The organism is Bacillus massiliigorillae (genome assembly GCF_000380245.2).
In the GTDB taxonomy this organism is placed as follows: domain Bacteria; phylum Bacillota; class Bacilli; order Bacillales; family DSM-1321; genus Bacillus_AD; species Bacillus_AD massiliigorillae.
Genome location: NZ_HG428742.1, coordinates 12974 through 32741 on the forward strand (window position 1 = coordinate 12974; position 19768 = coordinate 32741).

17 protein-coding genes are annotated in these 19768 nt (G+C 34.7%); 5 read left to right on the plus strand and 12 right to left on the minus strand.

The features are described 5' to 3' along the window. Window positions 1-64: 64 nt before the first annotated feature. Window positions 65-889, minus strand: a complete 825-nt coding sequence (locus TX86_RS16420; protein ID WP_439096855.1) for a YitT family protein — start codon at window positions 887-889, stop codon at window positions 65-67. Window positions 890-1106: 217 nt separating this feature from the next. Between TX86_RS16420 and TX86_RS16425 the strand changes: the two genes are divergently transcribed. Together TX86_RS16425 and TX86_RS16430 are read left to right on the plus strand one after the other, a co-directional pair. Beyond that, window positions 1107-1580, plus strand: a complete 474-nt coding sequence (locus tag TX86_RS16425; protein ID WP_042350614.1) for a methylated-DNA--[protein]-cysteine S-methyltransferase — start codon at window positions 1107-1109, stop codon at window positions 1578-1580. Beyond that, window positions 1567-2172 (plus strand): DNA-3-methyladenine glycosylase family protein, encoded by a 606-nt coding sequence (locus TX86_RS16430; RefSeq protein WP_042350615.1) that lies wholly within the window; start codon window positions 1567-1569, stop codon window positions 2170-2172. Before TX86_RS16425 ends, TX86_RS16430 begins: the two co-directional genes overlap by 14 nt. A 42-nt stretch (window positions 2173-2214) precedes the next feature. On the opposite strand, the gene TX86_RS16435 is transcribed toward TX86_RS16430, so the two are convergent. From TX86_RS16435 to TX86_RS16455, 5 genes are all read right to left on the minus strand, one after another. Further along, window positions 2215-3000 (minus strand): HAD family hydrolase, encoded by a 786-nt coding sequence (locus TX86_RS16435; protein ID WP_042350617.1) that lies wholly within the window; start codon window positions 2998-3000, stop codon window positions 2215-2217. Between the two features lie 178 nt (window positions 3001-3178). Next, complete coding sequence (locus tag TX86_RS16440; protein WP_042350618.1) at window positions 3179-5458, minus strand: family 10 glycosylhydrolase; 2280 nt, start codon at window positions 5456-5458, stop codon at window positions 3179-3181. 250 nt (window positions 5459-5708) lie between these two features. Beyond that, complete coding sequence (abc-f, locus tag TX86_RS16445; RefSeq protein WP_042350619.1) at window positions 5709-7346, minus strand: ribosomal protection-like ABC-F family protein; 1638 nt, start codon at window positions 7344-7346, stop codon at window positions 5709-5711. Window positions 7347-7824: 478 nt separating this feature from the next. Continuing rightward, window positions 7825-9051 carry a 2,3-bisphosphoglycerate-independent phosphoglycerate mutase gene (locus tag TX86_RS16450; RefSeq protein WP_154663148.1) on the minus strand — a complete coding sequence of 409 codons (1227 nt, stop codon included), beginning with the start codon at window positions 9049-9051 and terminating at the stop codon, window positions 7825-7827. Between the two features lie 18 nt (window positions 9052-9069). Continuing rightward, window positions 9070-9786, minus strand: coding sequence for an SLC13 family permease (locus tag TX86_RS16455; RefSeq protein WP_230203668.1), 717 nt, complete (start codon window positions 9784-9786; stop codon window positions 9070-9072). Between the two features lie 14 nt (window positions 9787-9800). On the opposite strand from TX86_RS16455, the gene TX86_RS16460 reads away from it, so the two are divergent. Continuing rightward, window positions 9801-10664, plus strand: coding sequence for a LysR substrate-binding domain-containing protein (locus TX86_RS16460; RefSeq protein ID WP_042350623.1), 864 nt, complete (start codon window positions 9801-9803; stop codon window positions 10662-10664). A gap of 441 nt (window positions 10665-11105) precedes the next feature. Here the strand turns inward: TX86_RS16460 and TX86_RS16465 are convergent, their stop codons facing one another. The 6 genes from TX86_RS16465 to murQ all read right to left on the minus strand — a co-directional run bounded on the left by TX86_RS16465 (window position 11106) and on the right by murQ (window position 16422). Next, window positions 11106-12290: an MFS transporter gene (locus tag TX86_RS16465; protein WP_042350625.1), complete on the minus strand. Its 1185-nt coding sequence runs from the start codon at window positions 12288-12290 to the stop codon at window positions 11106-11108. 302 nt (window positions 12291-12592) lie between these two features. Beyond that, entirely contained in the window at window positions 12593-13447 is an 855-nt protein-coding gene (locus TX86_RS16470) for a MurR/RpiR family transcriptional regulator (protein ID WP_230203669.1), read from the minus strand. A gap of 38 nt (window positions 13448-13485) precedes the next feature. Next, complete coding sequence (locus TX86_RS26770) at window positions 13486-13638, minus strand: phospho-sugar glycosidase domain-containing protein (RefSeq protein ID WP_195892919.1); 153 nt, start codon at window positions 13636-13638, stop codon at window positions 13486-13488. Continuing rightward, window positions 13607-14026, minus strand: coding sequence for a MupG family TIM beta-alpha barrel fold protein (locus TX86_RS16475; RefSeq protein WP_042351176.1), 420 nt, complete (start codon window positions 14024-14026; stop codon window positions 13607-13609). Before TX86_RS16475 ends, TX86_RS26770 begins: the two co-directional genes overlap by 32 nt. A gap of 69 nt (window positions 14027-14095) precedes the next feature. Further along, on the minus strand, window positions 14096-15514 hold the full coding sequence (locus tag TX86_RS16480; RefSeq protein WP_042350626.1) for a PTS transporter subunit EIIC: 1419 nt from the start codon (window positions 15512-15514) through the stop codon (window positions 14096-14098). 20 nt (window positions 15515-15534) lie between these two features. Then, a complete protein-coding gene (gene murQ, locus TX86_RS16485) occupies window positions 15535-16422 on the minus strand; it encodes an N-acetylmuramic acid 6-phosphate etherase (protein ID WP_042350628.1) in 888 nt (295 codons plus the stop codon). 420 nt (window positions 16423-16842) lie between these two features. Here murQ and TX86_RS16490 point away from each other — a divergent pair, with 420 nt between their 5' ends. Beyond that, entirely contained in the window at window positions 16843-17745 is a 903-nt protein-coding gene (locus TX86_RS16490) for a DUF4300 family protein (RefSeq protein WP_052343712.1), read from the plus strand. A gap of 500 nt (window positions 17746-18245) precedes the next feature. After that, on the plus strand, window positions 18246-19733 hold the full coding sequence (locus tag TX86_RS16495) for a sigma-54 interaction domain-containing protein (protein ID WP_042350631.1): 1488 nt from the start codon (window positions 18246-18248) through the stop codon (window positions 19731-19733). Window positions 19734-19768: the final 35 nt, after the last annotated feature.

Genomic DNA, 19768 nt, shown 5'->3' on the forward strand with positions numbered 1-19768 from the left:
AATTATATATTTTTTCAGTCAAATTATACAAATAAAAAAAGAAGCTGTAAGCTTCTTTTTAGTGCTAAATAAAATTCTTACTTAAAACATCTTTCACGTCATGAACAATAATGAATGCTTGATCATCAATTTTCTCTGTAATTTTTCGAAGATTAGTTAATTCTTGTTTACGGATAATAACATATAGTACTTCCTTATCTTGATTACTATAGTATCCTTTTCCTTTAATAATTGTAATACCTCTATTAATCTTGAATGCTATTTGTTTAGCAATTTCTTCATGTTTATCCGAAATAATAGTAATAGACTTCTTCGTATTTGATCCTTCAATCACATAATCCATCACTTTTGTCGCAATAAACAGAGCAATGATTGTAAGTAACATTTTCTCTAAACCAATTACGTAAATAGAACCTATAACAACAATCAAATCCACGAATAAAGTTGTATAGCTAATATTCCAACGAAAGGATGTATTACAGATTTTCGCAATAATAACTGATCCAGCCGTTGTACCACCAGCTCTAACAATTACACCTATACCAGCACCCATTAATACGCCACCAAAAATACAATAAATAATAACATTTTCAGTATGAACAACCCATGTTTCCGTTAAAGCTAAAAAGATAGAACTACTAAGAATAAAAAATAATGTGTAAAAAATCGTCTTTCTATCAAGAAACTTATATCCAATTAACAATAAAACAGAATTAATAGATAAATTCACAATACTAGGTGAAAACTCAAAAAGATAATACAAAACAATCGTGATTCCTGTTACTCCACCTTCCGCTAAACTACCAGGAATAATAAACGAATTAATAGCTATAGCATATAAAAATGATCCTAGTATAATCATTATTATTTCCTTAAAATATTTATTCACCTTAAATTCTCTCCTAACCGAGCTCCATTTTCTCGTTGTTAAACTGTCATAAGTATAAATGCCTCAAATCATTATATCAATAAAATACCTTCCAACTTATAGACAACTTTTTAAAACGTATGTATGAAATAAAATAGATGGTTAAATACTGTAAGACTTGCTTTATAAGAATTTGCTATACTTTACATATAAATATGAGCAATTGGGGGCTATACCTATGAAAAATATATACTTCTATCCAAGTGATATCGGCAAATTAGGCGTCGTTCAAGAAGAGCAAGCTATAACACGTATTTATTTTCAAAATGAAAACATACCTGAGGATTTAATAGAATTTGAAACAGACTTAATTAAAGAAGCTGGCCAACAAATTCAAGAATATTTTGCAGGTAAACGTAAAGACTTCACCATTCCACTTGCTCCAAATGGTACACCATTTATGCAAAGCGTCTGGAAAGCTTTAATAGAAATCCCTTATGGAGAAACAAGGAGCTATAAAGATGTAGCTGAAAGCATTGAAAACCCTAAAGCTGTTCGTGCAGTCGGAATGGCTAATAATCGAAATCCATTGCCAATCGTTATACCTTGTCATCGTGTAATAGGGGCAAATGGAAAACTAGTTGGCTATGGTGGTGGTCTTGATATTAAAATTCTACTTTTAGACTTGGAGAAAAAACATGGAAACATTTAAATATGGTGATACCGAGCTCGATTATTTAAAAATGAAAGATGAAAAACTAGCCCACCTCATCGAACAACATGGCATGATTGAACGGAAAGTTACGCCCGATTTATTCACCGCACTAATCAATAGCGTTGTCAGCCAACAAATTTCTACAAAGGCTGCTGCTACTGTGTGGAACAGACTCATTCAACATCTTGGCGAAATCTCACCACAGATAATTGCTAATGCAACAGTAGAAGAAATTCAACAATGCGGTTTATCTACACGAAAAGCGAACTATATAAAAGGTATTGGAGATGCAGTCGTCAATGGCGAATTACAATTAGACGAGTTTCCTAAACTGTCTGACCAAGAAGTCATTGATCGATTATCCTCACTACATGGTATCGGTGTATGGACAGCGGAAATGCTATTAATTTTTTCTATGCAGCGTTCGGATATAATTAGCTGGGGTGATTTAGGCATTCGTAGAGGACTTACCCGATTGTACGCTTTAGAAGACTTAACAAAAGAACAGTTTAACGAATATAAAAAACGTTATTCTCCTTATGGATCAGTTGCTTCCCTTTATATTTGGAAACTCGGAAATAACAAATAAATAAAAAGGTACTCCCCGCTAAACGGAAGTACCTTTTCCTATTTATTTCAAATCATCTAAGATTGTAAATAATTCTTCTAAATGTTTAATTTCATATGTTGGAACAACTTCATTTCTTTCTTTATCATGACGATTAATCCACACAGATTTAATGCCTGCACGCGAAGCTCCAAGTACATCGGTCATTAAGTTATCACCAACCATAATCGCTTCATCTTTCGTTACATTCATAATCTCAAGTGCATGTTCAAAAATCTTTACATCTGGTTTTCCTTTACCAAAATCACCAGAAATGACGATTTTATCAAAGTATGGAACTAACTCAGGTGTAATTTCTAGCTTCGTATTTTGTAATTCTGGTGAGCCGTTTGTTAATAACAATAAAGCATATTCACCCTTTAGCTTATCTAACACTTGAAATGTTTCTTCATATAGAATAGGTGATTTTCTTCTTTCTTGAGGAAAGCGTTCAGCTAACTCTGCTCCAAATTCTTCATTATCAATGCCGATTGCCTTCAAGCCTTGTGTCCAAGCATCCTTTCGATAACCTGGTACAATCTCTTTCATTTTTGGAAATTCTAAAGTATCATCTCCAAAGTTACCCCAAAGACCTTCGAACGGATTAATGCCTATCATTTTCGTAAACTCATATGTTTCATAAGAAGCATATAATTGTTGCGCAGCTTCACGCACTGCTTCTTCTAACTTATCTGCATCTACGCCAACTTTCTCCTGAGCATATTCACAAGTTGCTCTGAACGCTTCACTTATACTTTTATGATCCCAAAGAAGCGTATCATCTAAATCAAAAAACACTGCTTTAACCATTTCTCTACCCCAACTCCTATCTTGTCGATAATTCTATCATACACACGTTCATTTTTTTTGAAAAGACAGAACTAATAATCTATTAAGAATAATATATACTATATTACTTAATAACTAGTGTTCATGGCTTCATTCAAAAAAAGACGCATGCCTACACACGCGCCTTCCTTTTACCTTATTACTTCAAACTAGCAGTAGGAACAAATCCCTCTACATTATTACTAGATTTAATTAGTGACCAGCTTCCAACTTGATAACCGATTGTCACAACATCACCCTTCTTAAGTGTACCTACTTGTACATATTCAGGCTTAGGTCCTTTACGAATCGATAAAGAATCTGATTGGACAGTCATGCTACCAGTAAATGAAATGGTTGGATTATTTACGCGAAGCTTATAATCAACTGCTCGCGCTAAGAATATTGCATAGTCAGCTCGAATAATGTTCTGACTTGCACCAAAGTTACCTTCGCTAATACCTTGTGCAATACCTCTAGAAGTTAAAGCTTTTGCAGCACCAGATAACGAGCCACCAAATTCATAACCAAACGCTTTACTAATCACAACAGCCATTTCACCACGTGTAATCTTAGCGTCTGGCTTAAATGAACCATCACTATAGCCAGAAAGAATCTTTAAATCTACAGCTGATTGAATATAACCAGATGCAAAATTATTTTTACCTACATCTTTAAAAGATGTATTTCGTTTTTCACCATCAAGATTTAACGCTCGTCCAACCATTGCTGCTGCTTCAGCACGTGTTAAATTCTGACCTGGATTATAAGATCCTTTTCCATCTCCACTAACAATATTACCTTCTTTTAAATAAGCAATTTCCTTAAATGCACGATGTTTAGAAGTTACATCGTTAAAGATATAAACTACTTCTTCAATATCGCCTACCTGGGCAATAGCTGCTGTCTTACTTTCAACACCTGTTGCCGATACAGCAGTCACTCCGTATGTATACGTCTTTTCAGGATTAGCGGTCTTATCTACAAATGTTGTATTTCCATTTGTATTATAAACAACATCAACTATGTTTTTCGGGTCCTGATATGAACCTTCATTACTTCCATCAAAACGATAGATTACATATTTTCTAGGCTTAGTACTGTTGTTATCAGTAATTGCTAGCTTAATGCCTGTTGATTCCACTGTAGCTTGCACTGCTGTTGGCTCTGCAGGTACAGTGCTATTCTTCCAAGATGTTGCTGGTGTTAAAGCATTGTAGTTATACAGATTCTCCTTAATATAAGCAGAATATCCTAATGGATTGTTCTGTAGATCCCTTAACGAGAAATGCATTTGCCCCTTTACATTTGTAGCTGCTCGATTATCTACAATTTGTCCTGGTAGCTCCATCTTATTATTCCATGCCGTATCTGAATCGTTAGCTATTTTATAATCTGCCGTACCAATATATAAATTTACTGGATGTACCTTCGCATATGTTTGCACTTCACTATTCCACCATTTTAATAGAGTTGAATAGTTTGCTGTTTTGTGATTTCTAGACCAATAGATTTGCGGAGTAATATAATCAATAGACCCATCTTTCATCCATTGTCTTGTATCGGCAAAAATATCATCATAATTCGTTGCACCATTTGTATCACTTCCTGTTGAATCATTTGCCTTATTACGCCAAATGCCACGAGGAGAGATACCGAATTGTACGTGAGGTTTTAGAGACTTAATAGCCCCATATAAATCTTTCACTAATACATTTACATTATCTCGACGCCAATCTTCAATATTTTTAAAACCAGTTCCATATTTTTTAAATGTTTCCTGGTCAGCAAAGTTTTTACCTGGATAGAAATAATCATCCATATGTACAGCATCTAAATCATAGTTTCCTACTAATTCTTTCACTGTATCAATTAAGTACTTTTGCACTTCAGGAAGCCCTGGATTTAAATAATATTGATTACCTGAAGACGTAGAATATTTGACAATCCAATTAGGATTTGTACGCGCTACATTATTAGCTGCTAGACTATTAAACATTGTATCTGATGTAGCTACACGATATGGATTAATCCACGCATGTAGTTCCATTCCTCGTTTATGAGCTTCATCTAACATAATTTGTAGCGGATCATACCCTGGGTTCTTACCTTGCGTTCCTGTTGCGAAAGAAGACCATGGAGCTAACTTAGAAGGATAGAAAGCATCACTCATTGGTTTTACTTGAAAAATAACCGTGTTAAATTTCTTTCCCTTTAAATCATCCAATGTTGTACGTACCCATGCACTATATGAATTTTTATCCATTTTATCAACCTTAGGAATATCCTGATTCCATACAGTTGCAATCCAAGCTGCACGCATTTCATTCTTAGGCGTTGTATTACTTGCTGCTTTAGTTTGTACTGGAAGCAAAGATACAAGTAATGCAAAAATCATCGCTACTGACATCGTTATACGAAATAGATTTTTCCTCATCATATGTCTAGTAAATCCTCCTTATCCAAAATATATTTCGTTGTATGTACCACTATACAATCTTAACAGTAATAGAATGATGAGGCATTATATTATACATATTTTTTCAAAAACTCTACTAAATTACTAATCCATCTTTTTTCACTTACCTTAAAAAATATATATGTTGCACATTAAAAAAAGGCTGTTCAAAAGTAGCATTTATGCGACTTTCAAAACAGCCTTTTTTCGCTTTATTTCTTAGATGATTTCACTAAATAAGTGTATTCTTCGTCAATTGCTTTTTCTTCTTCAATAATTCCTGAAATTTTTTATCTAGCACCTGTTTTTCCTCTTCATTCACCGCTGTTGAAAGTTTACCAAGCACATCAATAATTTGTACTTCAATCGCAAGAAGTTCATCTTCCTGATGCTGAACTTCTGTGCTTTTATCTTTATTACTAGGTTGTTGAGTCACCGCTCTTACTCTTGGATTATCATCATCGAATGAAAGAGTATGAGTTGCGAGTGACTTCACTAAAGAACGGTCATGCGTAACAAATACTATCGTGCCTGGATATGCTTTCAAAACTTCAATCAATGCTTCCTTCGTATGAATGTCCAAATAGTTTGTAGGTTCATCAAGCATTAATACATTGTAGTTCCCCAGAAATACTTTCGCTAAAGAAGCTCTCACTCGTTCTCCACCACTTAAAACTGAAACCTGCTTATGAACATCTTCTCTTTTGAAAGCTAACCTTGATAATACTGTTCGAATAAACGATTGATTATAGGGACTGTCTTCTGAAATATTTTCCAATATCGTTTTTGTTTCAATTAAGTTCTCCTGATGCTGAGCGAAAAAACCAATTTTCGCTGGCTTTGCGACAGAGATATCCGTTTGACGTTCTACCATTTTATTTAATAATGTGGTTTTTCCCGAACCATTTTCCCCAATAATAGCGAGCCTACTTTTTGTAGGTACATCTCCATAAATATGTTCCTTTAACAAGGTAGGCCCTATCTTCAATGAACAACCATTAAACTGAATCGCCCGTTTACTATGCAAAGCAGGAAAGTCTGCTATATCAAAAACAATAGCCTCTTCTTCTTTTGGTTTTTCTTTTTTCTCTAGTTTCTCAATTCTCGTTCCCATTGCTTGTACGGAACGATTTAATTTTGCCTTCATATCCTCAGAGCTACGCTTATGGAGTCTTGCTTCAGAATTCCCCATACGGCTTGGTGCTTTCTTTAATGAATGTGATTTAACTTGTAAATTTTGAGCAGCTTTCGTTAATCGATTTTTTTCATGAACATACTCTTCGTATTCTTTATACTCTTTCTCTTTTTTCTTCTCCTTTTGCTTCATATACTCATCATAATTACCTTCATACTCAGTAAGTTTGCCTTGTTCTATTTCCCATATTTTCGTACACAATTTATTTAAAAAAGCCTTATCGTGTGAAGTAAGTAATAGCGCTCCCCGAAAGGACTGTAAATTCTCTTCAAGCTGTTCTATCCCTACAACATCTAAATGACTAGTTGGTTCATCCGCAATAAGAACATTCGCATTTGATGTTAGTGCCGCTGCTATTTTTCTACGTGTATGTTCGCCACCACTTATGACCTCTTGTTCTTCATCTGGCAACTGCCATTTACTCGCCAGCAAGGCACTTATCTCCTGTTCTGTTTCTTCAATCTGTGGAATATATGCCACCGTCCCGCATCTTTCAATGTGGCCAGAATCAGGCTCTTGAATACCGGCTAATATTGAGAGCAAAGTGGACTTGCCTTCACCATTCTTGCCGACTAATCCGATACAATCATGATTGTATATAGCTAATGATTCATTTATTAAAATATCACGATCACCATAACTTTTTTTCAATGCTTTTCCTTTTAAAAACAACATAAAAAAACCCCCTCTAATGATTAGAGAGAGTTCATCCGTTACTAATTATGGATACACAAATAAACATACTTCATCTATGAAAGTCTAAACAGCATGAAGTATACGTGTAAGGAATTAGTATCTATAAATGAACGAACGAATCTCATCTCTAAACAAAAATCATGTCAAAATTCAAATGGATAATTAGCAGACTCACCTGTACACGTACACCCTACTTACTTATTCAGAAACAACAAGTAAATGAGGTCACTTAGACAGAGTTCTCCTCTTATGCCCATTAAAAAATTATTTAGATTAACTGTTTATTAGATAAGATTAGTACTTCATTATATTAGATACCTTTTCCCTTCCATATATTTGCCTTAATAATTACATACTATTCAATTATTGTCAATCTTGTGTATGTCGTAATAAATTCTTCTACAAATACTTTCTCACAATAACAAAAATATATACTATCTGCTAATTCCCTTGTTTTTTAACTAAATCCCATCAATCCATGTAGCGTTCTTACAAACTCTTCCCCGGATAAATGGCCAAGACCACCATGAGCACAATCAATCTCATTATATTGCTCGATTCGATCTCTTCGAATGCTTGGACCATAAATCAAAATAGGGACAGGTTCACCAGTATGCTCTCCAACTTCACAAGGAGTGGAATGATCTGCTGCTAAAGCTATGTATACATCTTCAGGTAAATCTTGTAGAATCATTCCCACCATCTGATCAAATAATTCAATTGCTTCAGCTTTTTCAAATGGTTCATTATCATGACCTTTAATATCTGGAGCTTTCAAGTGAACATAAACAATATCATTATTCACTATTTCTTCAATAGTTAAATGTGCTTTTAAAGCTATATTAGTATCAATATTTCCAGTCATACTTGCATCTGTAATCGCATTATATCCGGCCAATTGGGCAACACCTAAAACCGTTCCTTCACCTGCGATACAACTACCTTTTAAGTTAAGCTGTTGTGTAATTGGTTCAAGATGAGCCATCTGTCCAGCTCCTCTTGTTAAGATAAAATTCGCTGGTAGCTTCCCTTCTGCTATACGTTCCTCATTTACAGGATGAGATAATAAAATTTCATGCGTTTTCTTAAGAAATAAATTAACTAAATCAGCCGTTCTTTGAGCTTCTGCTGAAGAGTCCAATGCTTCTACTTGATGATATGGTTTCCCATCATTCGGCGCTTTAGGATCAGAATCGCTTATTTTATCACTCAATCCTTCCCCACGTAAACATAGCACAGCTCTATGTTCCGTTGCTTGCTTAAAATAAACTTCAACGCCTTTTTCAAGCTCCATACCATTAATTACTTCTGCAATTTGATCTGTTTTCTCTCGAATTCTCCCTGCACGTCGATCAACAACTATGCCATTATCGTCAACTGTAGCAAAATTACATCTAAACACAATATCTCCAGGCTGTATTTCCATGCCAATACCTAGTGCTTCAATAGGTCCTCTTCCTGGATAATGCTGAGGTTGATATCCGAAAAGAATAAGGTGCCCCATATCTGTTCCAACCGGAATACCAGAGCTAATTGGATTCATCATACCTGTTATTCCTTCAGTAGCTAAGTGGTCTAAATTAGGTGTTCGAGCATATTCTAATGGCGTTTTTGAGCCTAGTGATGAATTTGGACGGTCGCCTAGTCCATCTGCTATCGCCATAATTACTTTTCTTTTTAGCATAAATAGTTCCTCCTAAGATTATAATCCCAGCACTTTAAACCAAGTGAAATAAGCAATGCTGATCATAGTTGCACCGATAAAGCATGTTACAATTGCATATTTAATTTGATCTAAAACCGTAAAGAAACCTGTACCGAAATAAATTGTATTTACTTTTGAATGTGGCGGAAGTGTAATAGTAAAAGTCATTGTCATAGCTGATGCTAATGCAAGAGGTACAGGGTCCATACCTAATGTTTTCGCTAAAGCTATGAAAGCTGGAATTAGAATCGTAACTCTGACCGTTTTACTTGTGAAAATAAGATGGCTATACATACTGAGAAAGATAACTACTACAGCAACCATGGCATGGTTCATATTTTCCATACCTAATCCATTTACTACTTTATTAATAATCCAAACAGCTCCACCTGTATCATCTAGCGCATTACCTACGGCATATGCACCTGCTGCAAAAATCATCAATTCCCACTTAATATTCGCATCTTTCCATGTTAAAAGACCTACTTTAGGCATTAAACATAGAAGCCCCGCAATAACAGCTGTTTGCTCTGTGCTTATTTCAAAGCCAAACCAAGCTTCATGGTAATCACCAGTAGCCCATAGAAGAACTGTAAGAATAAAGATGGCACATGCTTTTTTCTCATCTAAAGAAAATGAGCCTAATTTCTTCAATTCATCCTTTAATGTACTCATTACATCTTGAAAGCTTGTCTCTTCTTTAATGCTTAACAAAACTACAAACCTTCATTACACTATCGGAATGTTTAAATTTCACAGAAGCAGCTGAACAATTGTATTGTTCACAACCATCAGTCAGTATGCAGATTCAAAGTTTAGAAAGAGATTTAGGATTCCCATTGTTTGATCGTATTGGAAAAAAGCTATATTTAACTACACAGGGGGAACATTTTAAACCCTACGCAGAGCAAATTATTAATCTATTACACACATCTAAAGAGCATATTAAACAGCTCGATAACTTAAGTCACGGAACTCTCTCATATGGGGCAAGTAATTTTGTTGGAGTATACCTTCTTTCAGCTATACTCAGTGATTTTAATCACAAATATCCTGGCATAAAAATCAACATGAATATTATTTCTTCAAATCATTTAATCCAAATGTTAGAAACGCACAAAGTAGAGTTTCTCGTATTATCTGATCGCATACCCATTGATGAAAATCGATTCCATTGTAAAACTTTTTATCAAGATGAACTCGTTTTAATCGCCAACAAGCATCATCCTCTTGCTCAAAAAGATTCTTGCACTTTAACAGATTTAGTCGATGAAACATGGATTTTAAAACCTAATAAATCAGCTACCCGAAGTTATTTAGAAGAAGAATTTAAAAAGTATGGATTTATCTTTCCAAATTATATGGAAATTAGCAATTTAGAAGCTATTAAACAAGCTGTCATCCACGGTCTAGGTATATCTGTTGTTTCTAGCCTAGCTATTAAACAAGAAATTGAAAGTGGGATATTAGTAGAAATCCCTATTAAAGGAATTCATTTTCGAAGAGGAATCCGATACGTGTATCAAAAAGGTATACATCTATCACCGGCAGCAAAAGAATTTATTGCAATGCTTGATGAAAAATTGATTTAAATAAGAAAAGCGCAAGCGCCCGTTAGGCGACGTATAGATTGGAGCACTCTTCTTTCGATAAAGGAAAAACCGAAATGTGGAGAACGCCCGTTTATCGGTGACAAGCATAAGGCAAGCTGGCTAGAAGGTCGCTTTTAACCTTCTGGACTGATTGACTTATGACCTCGAGCCGATGGCGTTCGGAACTAGACAACACGAAGAGGCGGTAGACGATTCGATGTTGACTTATCGTAGGGAGATGGGCGAAATCTACTAGTCGCTGGGCGCTTGCGCTAGACAACATGTCTAAGACGAGCTGTTCTTGAAAACTCGCACTTGGTTTTCAAAACAGGTTGGCTTATTGCCGAGCATAGCAGGTGTAAGGTTAGACACCTCACCAAACTATATATATTCTTATCTTTGAAACAGAAACAAGCCCCTTAAAGGGGCTTGTTTCTGTAATTAAGCTGTTTTTACAAACTGTCTTTCACGCCAAAATAACGTAATTACTAAACCAATTACTAATATGAGCGCTGAAAAAAGATATGGGAAATTAATATTCACATCAAACAAAATACCTGCCATTGTTGGACCTATAATATTACCCAAACTCGTATACGCTGAATTCATTCCAGCTACGAAACCTTGATCACTACCAGCCATTCGTGAAAGAAATGTCGTTAATGCTGGTCGTAAAATATCAAACGCCAAGAAAATGATGCAAGTGTTTAAAAGAATAACCCCAAAATGTCCAACAACAGTTGATACTACTGCACAAAAAGCCCCTACAACTAAGCAAAGTTGAATAAGCTTCTTCTCACCCATTATATTCACCATTTTATCAAAGATAAATAGTTGAGCGATTACAGCTATGATCGATGAAATTGTTAGAATAGTAGCGATATCTCTTGGAACAAAGCCAAACTTATGATCTGAGAACAGACTAAACACTGTTTCATACGCCGAAAGACCGAAAGCCAACACGAAAACAATAACAAATGCTATTAAATACATAGGCTTGAAAGACTTCAAAATTTCTTTAAAGAAATTGCTCTTTGCACTAATAGCTGCTCGTTCACTTAATTGCTCTTTCGTCAATGGTTCTTTCAAGATAATTAATGAAATGACTGCAACAATAAACGCAATAACCGCAGCAAAGTAAAATGGTGCTCTCACACCAAATTCAGCGACAAATCCACCAATACCTGGACCTATGATAAATCCTAAACTAATAGCAGCAGAAATGTACCCCATTGACTTCGCACGTTCTTCAACGGTAGTAATATCAGCCATGAATGCTGTTACCCCAGGCATAATGAATGCCGCACTAACCCCACCCAAAATTCTCGACAGGAATAACACCGATACATCCGTTCCTAAACCAAAAATCAGTTCTGAAAGAGAAAAAATAAATAGACCGACTACTATCATTATTTTTCTACCAAAACGATCAATCCATTTACCAGCAAATGGCGACATAATGAATTGTGTAAGTGAGAAAGCGGCCATCATATACCCCATTATGCTTCCTGAAAGATGCATTTCATCAATGAAGGTCGGCATGATTGGTACGATTAACCCAATACCTAAAAACACAATAAAGATGTTTAGCAACAGCATGATGACTACAAATTTGTTCTTACGCATTTTCTATCTTTTATACTCCTTTTCTATACTCTTTTATTCGACTAATTGTCTTACCTTAGATTATCATAATTAAAGAATTACATCAGGAAAAATTAGCTTACTTTAAATTATATTAATATATAAAATTAAAAAATATTTAATCAACAATGTCATTCTATGTGAGCCCCTAAAAATATACAGATCATCTAAAAAAGAAGGATGTTCCGAAAGCAACTAAAAATTACTTTTGAGACATCCATTTGTTACTTTCCCCATAATAGAACTGGCTGTTTATTTCATCCAATACATTCACTATGAAAAAGCTATTTTTTTCTTTTATATTGATCAATAACTTGACGCGTTTTTGTTAACTGTTCGATTGTATAATCATATTGCTCTGTTGCATATGTAAAGAACAATACATCAATAACCAATAACTGAGCCATACGTGAGCTAGTTGCAGCTGTACGCAATTCGGCTTCTGGCGCTTGTGCTGTATATAACATATAATCAGCAAGCTGTGATAACTTATTCTGGCTAAATCGAGAAATACCGATAACTTTCATGTCTTGTTCTTTAGCAATATGCGTTAGCTGAAGAACTTCTGGTGTCTCACCAGAATAAGAAATGCTAACACATACACTATCAGCTGGTGCAACCGCCATTGCCATCGCCATTACATGCGTATCTGTATTGGTCACAACATGCTTACCTAATCGCATCCATTTCTGCGCAAAATCTTGGGCAACAATTGTTGAAGCTCCAATTCCATACACATAAATGACAGATGCTTGCTTGATGAGTTTTACACTTTCTTCAATAACATCTCGATTCAGTTGAGATGCTGTATTATATAATGTTTGTACCGTTAAAGATACTAGCTTTTCAATAACAGATTCCGCATTTTCATCACGTTCTATATCATAATTACTCGGTTTTTTCGGAGATTTTGACTCAGCCGATAATCTAATTTTCAAATCTGGAAATCCGTCTAATCCGATTGATCGGCAGAAACGAACAACAGCAGCGCTGCTTCCACCAGCATTTTCCGCTAATTCATGTATCGTCATTTTCACGATAGACGCTGGATGAGCTAAAATATATTTACCAATTGTCTGTTCTGAAATTGGAAGTTCATTAATCATTGTTTCAATTCGGGATAATATACTGCTATGCAAAACAGGTTTCACCTTCTTATACACTTTTCTCCTATTTACTATAACATTTCATACCCATGAAATGAAAAGCGACTTCCACCTTTTTTCACATATTGTAATAAAGGTAAATCTTCTTCAATGACAACTCCAAGAACATTTACTTTTTCATCTGCCGGTAAATCAATAGTTGTGCCATGCTTCAATATTTTCATTGCACATACCAAATCTCCTAAGCTCCGATAAAAAATCCGAAGTAATCGTGCTAGCATTAAGAGCAATCTTCATTTCTTGAGTTAAATCTGCGATTGCTTTAGCGCTAAAACCAAAATCCATACGTAAACCTGTAATGCCTGTTTTCATTAATTCTACAATAGAAAATTGCTGAAGTACTTTGCCAGAAATATCAGCCATTATCTTCATATCAAGCTCTTTCGCAGCAGCACCGATTTGAATTAATCGTTCCTTTAATACTTCAATATCATCCTCTGGCATATGAAGAGTCGTAAAAATCTCATTAAATCCGGCACTCTTCATTTGCTTCATATATTCATAATTCTCTTCAAACGAACGATCTGCTAAAAAAATAGATATACCTAACATTAACTACACCTCTTTTTTATAAGAAAAGGACTGGCTACAATTTATTTGTACCAGTCCCTCATATTAGTTCTATTCTTGTTCAATCATAGCTTCTTTTGGAACACCGAAGAAGTACGTTAATACAAATCCTCCAGCATACCCAGCAGCTAAACCAATTATATATTTCATCCACATACCACCTGCGATTAATGGAATTAACGCCATTCCAGATGGTCCAATCGCAATGGCTCCTACATGTCCAAGCATTCCGATTACGGCACCACCGATACCACCACCGATACAAGCTGTAATAAACGGGCGTCCAAGTGGCAATGTTACACCGTAGATTAACGGCTCACCAATTCCTAAGACACCAACTGGTAGGGCACCTTTAATCATATTAGATAATGATTTATTTTTACGACAACGCATCCATATTGCAATTGCAGCACCAACTTGTCCAGCTCCTGCCATTGCAAGGATTGGAAGTAAACCTGTGCTTCCTGTTGTATTGATTAATTCAATATGAATTGGTGTCAATACTTGGTGTAATCCAAGCATTACAAGTGGTAAGAATGCTGTTCCAAGTACGAAACCAGAGAACATTCCACCACGTTCTAATGTCCAATTAATCGCACCGATTAAGTTATCAGAAATAAATCCTGCAAACGGCATTAATAAGAAAATTGTAGCAAGACCAACAATAAATAACGCAATTGTTGGTGTAACAATGATATCTACTGCATCAGGAATAACTTTACGTAATGCTTTTTCAACTAACGCTAACAAGTAAACTGCAAGTAGAACTCCGATAATTCCACCCTGTCCAGCAGCCAAAGGGTCTCCGGTAAAAACATTTGTAATTATTAGGTCTGGTGATGTTCCATTTAATAATGTAATACCACCAATTACTCCACCAAGTGCAGGAGTAGCGCCAAACTCTTTAGCTGCATTAATACCAACATAAATCGCTAAATAACTAAAAATTGCATTTTTGATAACATTAAGAACTGTTACGTATTGTTGCCAAGTTTCTCCGTCTAAATTTCCTGCTGTAATGTTGTTTGCAAGAATAGAAGCAACCCCAGCAATTAAACCAGCACCAACAAACGCTGGAATTAATGGTATAAAAATACTACCGACTTTTCTTAAAAAGTTCTTGAAAGGTGTATTATTTTTCTTCTTTAATTGAGCTTTAATATCAGAACCTTTAGCTTGTAAATTTTCTGAACTTGCTGCTCCGTTATTTCCTTTTCTTAATTCTTCGACAAGGATACCAAATTGTTCCGTTGTTTTAACAACTACTCCTGGTCCCAGAATAATTTGATATGTCTCATCATCTACTACACCAAGAACGCCACTGATTTTCTTTATTTTTTCTTCATCTATTAAGCTACGGTCTACTACCGCTACTCTTAAACGAGTCATACAATGTGCATATGATGTTACATTATCAATACCACCAACGGCTTCTAATATTTCTTTCGCCATTGTTTTATATTTACTCATGGTACTTCCCCCTTTTGTGATTATTGAATCGCTTTACGAACAAAGCCATCTGTCTTCTCTAATCGTTCAACTGCTTCTTCATGTGTGAATCCAGTTAAAATCATTATGATTGCAGCTTTCGGATGTTGATTTGCTTTCACTAAATATTCTTCAGCTGTTGCATAATCACAAGAAGTTGCTTCCATAACGATACGCTTTGCACGTTCAACTAGCTTTTCATTTGTCAGTTGCACATCAACCATTAAGTTTCCATAAACTTTACCGAATCCAACCATTGAAGCCGTTGATAGCATGTTGCAAATAAGCTTTTGAGAAGTACCAGCTTTCAATCTTGTAGAACCCGTTAATACTTCAGGACCATTTACAACTTCAATCGCTACTTCAGCAGCTTGACCAACTGCAGAATTCTTATTACAGCTAACTGCAATCGTTTGTGCACCAATTTCTTTTGCATACTCTAGTCCGCCAATTACATATGGTGTACGTCCACTAGCCGCGATTCCAACTAATACATCTTTATCTGTAAGTTGAATCGTTTTTAAATCTTCATATGCTAATTCTTTACTATCTTCAGCACCTTCTACAGCCTTGATGAATGCTTTTTCTCCACCTGCGATTAAGCCAACTACTTCTTCTGGCTTTGTTCCAAATGTCGGTGGACATTCCACTGCATCAAGCAATCCGATTCTTCCGCTCGTTCCAGCTCCGATGTAAATTAAACGTCCTCCCTTTTTGAAGGAAGCAATTATCTTTTCAACCGCTTTCGCAATTTGAGGAATTTCTTGTTTCACGGCTTGAGCAACCTTAGCATCTTCCTCGTTCATTACTGTTAAAAAGTCATGTATAGGCATTTCATCTAAATTCATTGTTCGTTCATTTCTTGTTTCTGTCGTTAAGTTTTTTAACACTGGTGTTTCACCTCGTAGTTTTGTTATCGTTTTCACAATTAGATTATGCAACACATGAAATTTAATTTCAATATATATTTTTTATTTTAAAATTAAATTTCAACAAAAACCTAGAATGTGACTATACATTATGTATTAGTAATATTCCATTAATTTTAGTTATTAAGATATTTTGAGTATCGATTTTGTAACAATCCCATAAAAAACATGTTTTTACTATAATCTTCAAAACATGCCCTAATACTATTCCTTTATAAGATTTCACACATGCAAAACATATAAAAGTTTGAGTAGCAATAAAAATTAGCCATTTAAAATCTCATCATAAACTCATAGACCCTTTACCATATAATCCCTAAAACTTTTTCTACTAATCTCTCGTTTTACGTATAGACTCATTAATCAGTGAAGGAGAGAATTATGATTAAAAAAATATATGTACCAGTTATTATTTCAGCCGCATTAGTATTTGTAGGATGCGAAAATAGCAATCAAAATAAATCGATTGAGGGCAGTAAGCAAGAGAGTCAAGCATCATCGCTCACATATTCCAATTTCAATGATCATAAAACATTACAAGAGGTTATTACCTTACTAAAACAACAAGGAATTAAAAATGACAGTATCAGCGTATTTACAAACTCAATAAAAGATTATTATTTAAAGATGGGACCTGTAAAACCAAATGCCAACGGCTTTGCATCAATCCAAACGCAATTGGTGCCATATAACGAAGATAAACTAAGCAAAAAGTGGAATTCATTAGAATTACCCTATTTCGATGTAAATTGTCGTATAACATCATTCAGATTATTCGAACAATTCGTTACATCGGAAAGTGAATTTACGGGAGATAATATAGATTTAATTTTCGATTTAGAAGAAACAATCAACAAAAACCCGTATGCTAAATTTAATGATCAAGAAGTTAAGGCGTTTGACAATTTATTTTCTGCTATCCCAACCGAACAAACTACAAATGTCAAAATACACGCAGACAATATAACGAAAGAATGGCAAGAAAGAGAAATCTCATTTACTGAAAATAAATCAATATCTATGATTAATATCTTTTTACACTATCCTGAAACCAAAAATGTATTCATTGGGCACAGTGGTGTTCTTATAAAAGAAAAAGATGGCTATATGTTCATTGAAAAATATGGCCCAGCATTGCCTTACCAAGCTTCAAAGTTCCAAACAAAAAAGGAACTATACAAATATTTAATGAAACGTTTTGACACTAGCTCTGGAGAAGCTGCTAAAGAGAGTTCAAAACCGATTATTATGGAAAATAATCAATTATTATCAGATACCATATAAATTCTCTTGGTTAGTATATAAAGCGCCAAAAATCCACCTTTTTAGCCTACTAAGTAAAATTGAGGTTTAGTTAAAACACATTTCGAATGATACAAAACAGCTAAAGGGGGAAATCCAACAAGTGATTACAAATTACTTGTTGGATTTCCCTCTTTTTATTTGCCTATTTTTTCGAAATAACACATTAACTTATCACATCTGACTGGGATAATAATGTTCGACCTTAATCATTCATATTCTATTAATACAATTCGTTCAAAAATACTTCTCATTTTAGTAAAGTGTTCACATTATTGAATGAATTCGAACGGTTAAATCAAGTGATGCATTCTATAATAAGATTATATAAAAATAACAATCTAAAGTTATAACTGTCAGGTTTTAATCTGGTAGTTATTTCTTATGTTGTAATGATGTAATTCGTACATCATCACAAAGAATTCCATATTATGATTTCAACATTTTATAAAACAGAAAATGACATCAAGGAGGAGCATTAGATGACCATAAGCACACTATCAAAACCTCGTGTAAACTTAAGCGAATCCAAAAAAAGTTGTACAAATTTAAGAGACGAATTTCAATTGGTTATTAATTCCTTGGATTGTTTGGAAGATTGTTATTTTTCAATTGTTGACGCTACGGGTAAAATTGTTTTCGTATCAAAGGATTTTGAAAAACTAGATGGTTACGTCATTAATGATATAGTAGGAAAACATGTGATGGATGTTTACAAATTAGGTGAACAAAAAAGTGTACATATTAAAGTACTAAATGAAAAACGCGTTTTAAAAAATACTCTTTTGAGATACACTTCAGCCACTGGTCATCCTGTTGAACTCATTATGGATATTTATCCGGTTTTTTCAGGACGAGAAGTAATCGGTTCATTTGCGGTTAGTCGTGATACTAGTAAAATACAAGCACTTACCGACACCGTTCTTCAACTTCAAAAAGCTCTTAACAATCAGCTGCAGAGAACGAACAATAACGGAACTCATTTTTGCTTTGACGACATTATTTGTTCTGGAGAAAGTATGAAAAGCGTCATTAAAACAGCAAAAAAAATGGCTCGATCAGAATCACGTATCATGATTATGGGAGAAACAGGGACAGGTAAAGAGCTCTTCGCTCAAAGTATCCACAATGAAAGTTCTAGAGCTAAAGAACCTTTTATCGCAGTCAATTGTTCTGCCATTCCAGATACACTATTAGAAAGTATTCTATTTGGGACCAGTAAAGGTGCATTTACAGGGGCACAAGAAAAACCTGGATTATTCGAGGAAGCAAAGAATGGAACTCTTTTTCTAGATGAACTCAATTCAATGAGTGTTGTACTCCAATCAAAACTATTAAGAGCCTTGGAAACAAATCGTATTCGAAGAGTAGGTGGAAACAAAGAAATCCCTGTAAATCCTCGGATTATTAGCGCGATGAATGCGGATCCTAAAGAAGCAATTGAAAATGAAAAACTTAGAAGTGATTTTTATTATAGATTAGCAGTTGTTACATTAGAATCTCCACCTTTACGAAAAAGAGAGGGAGATATTCTAACTCTATCTTGGCACTATATTAATAAATACAATAAAATTCTAGGAAGAAAGATTGAAGAAATATCTAAAGAAGTTATTCATATTCTTGAAGATTATAACTGGCCAGGAAATGTTCGCGAATTAAGCCATTGTATCGAGCACGCAATGAACATGGTTGATCCAACTGATTCAGCTTTATTAGTGCAGCATTTACCTGCATTTCTTCAAGTACAAACCTCCAAAATTGATACGATGCCGACCATCATCGTACCAAAAAATAACGATTATAAGCAATTGATGCTAGAAGTTGAAAAAGATATTTTAACACAAGCTCTAAAAAGAAATAATGGCAATATGAACAAAACAGCTAAAGAATTAAATCTGTCTAGACAATGTTTATACTATAAGTTAAAGCGCTTAGATATCGATATTCAACACGAAATTCATATAAATTAATTATTTATCCTAAACAACTATTAGCCAGCGTCTAA

Coding starts and splice junctions, on each gene's coding strand:
- TX86_RS16425 (WP_042350614.1), top strand. CDS start 1,107: ATGAAAAATATATACTTCTATCCAAGTGATATCGGCAAATTAGGCGTC.
- TX86_RS16430 (WP_042350615.1), top strand. CDS start 1,567: ATGGAAACATTTAAATATGGTGATACCGAGCTCGATTATTTAAAAATG.
- TX86_RS16435 (WP_042350617.1), bottom strand. CDS start 3,000: ATGGTTAAAGCAGTGTTTTTTGATTTAGATGATACGCTTCTTTGGGAT.
- TX86_RS16440 (WP_042350618.1), bottom strand. CDS start 5,458: ATGATGAGGAAAAATCTATTTCGTATAACGATGTCAGTAGCGATGATT.
- abc-f (WP_042350619.1), bottom strand. CDS start 7,346: ATGTTGTTTTTAAAAGGAAAAGCATTGAAAAAAAGTTATGGTGATCGT.
- TX86_RS16450 (WP_154663148.1), bottom strand. CDS start 9,051: ATGCTAAAAAGAAAAGTAATTATGGCGATAGCAGATGGACTAGGCGAC.
- TX86_RS16465 (WP_042350625.1), bottom strand. CDS start 12,290: ATGCGTAAGAACAAATTTGTAGTCATCATGCTGTTGCTAAACATCTTT.
- TX86_RS26770 (WP_195892919.1), bottom strand. CDS start 13,638: ATGAAAATATTGAAGCATGGCACAACTATTGATTTACCGGCAGATGAA.
- TX86_RS16475 (WP_042351176.1), bottom strand. CDS start 14,026: ATGTTAGGTATATCTATTTTTTTAGCAGATCGTTCGTTTGAAGAGAAT.
- TX86_RS16480 (WP_042350626.1), bottom strand. CDS start 15,514: ATGAGTAAATATAAAACAATGGCGAAAGAAATATTAGAAGCCGTTGGT.
- TX86_RS16490 (WP_052343712.1), top strand. CDS start 16,843: ATGATTAAAAAAATATATGTACCAGTTATTATTTCAGCCGCATTAGTA.
- TX86_RS16495 (WP_042350631.1), top strand. CDS start 18,246: ATGACCATAAGCACACTATCAAAACCTCGTGTAAACTTAAGCGAATCC.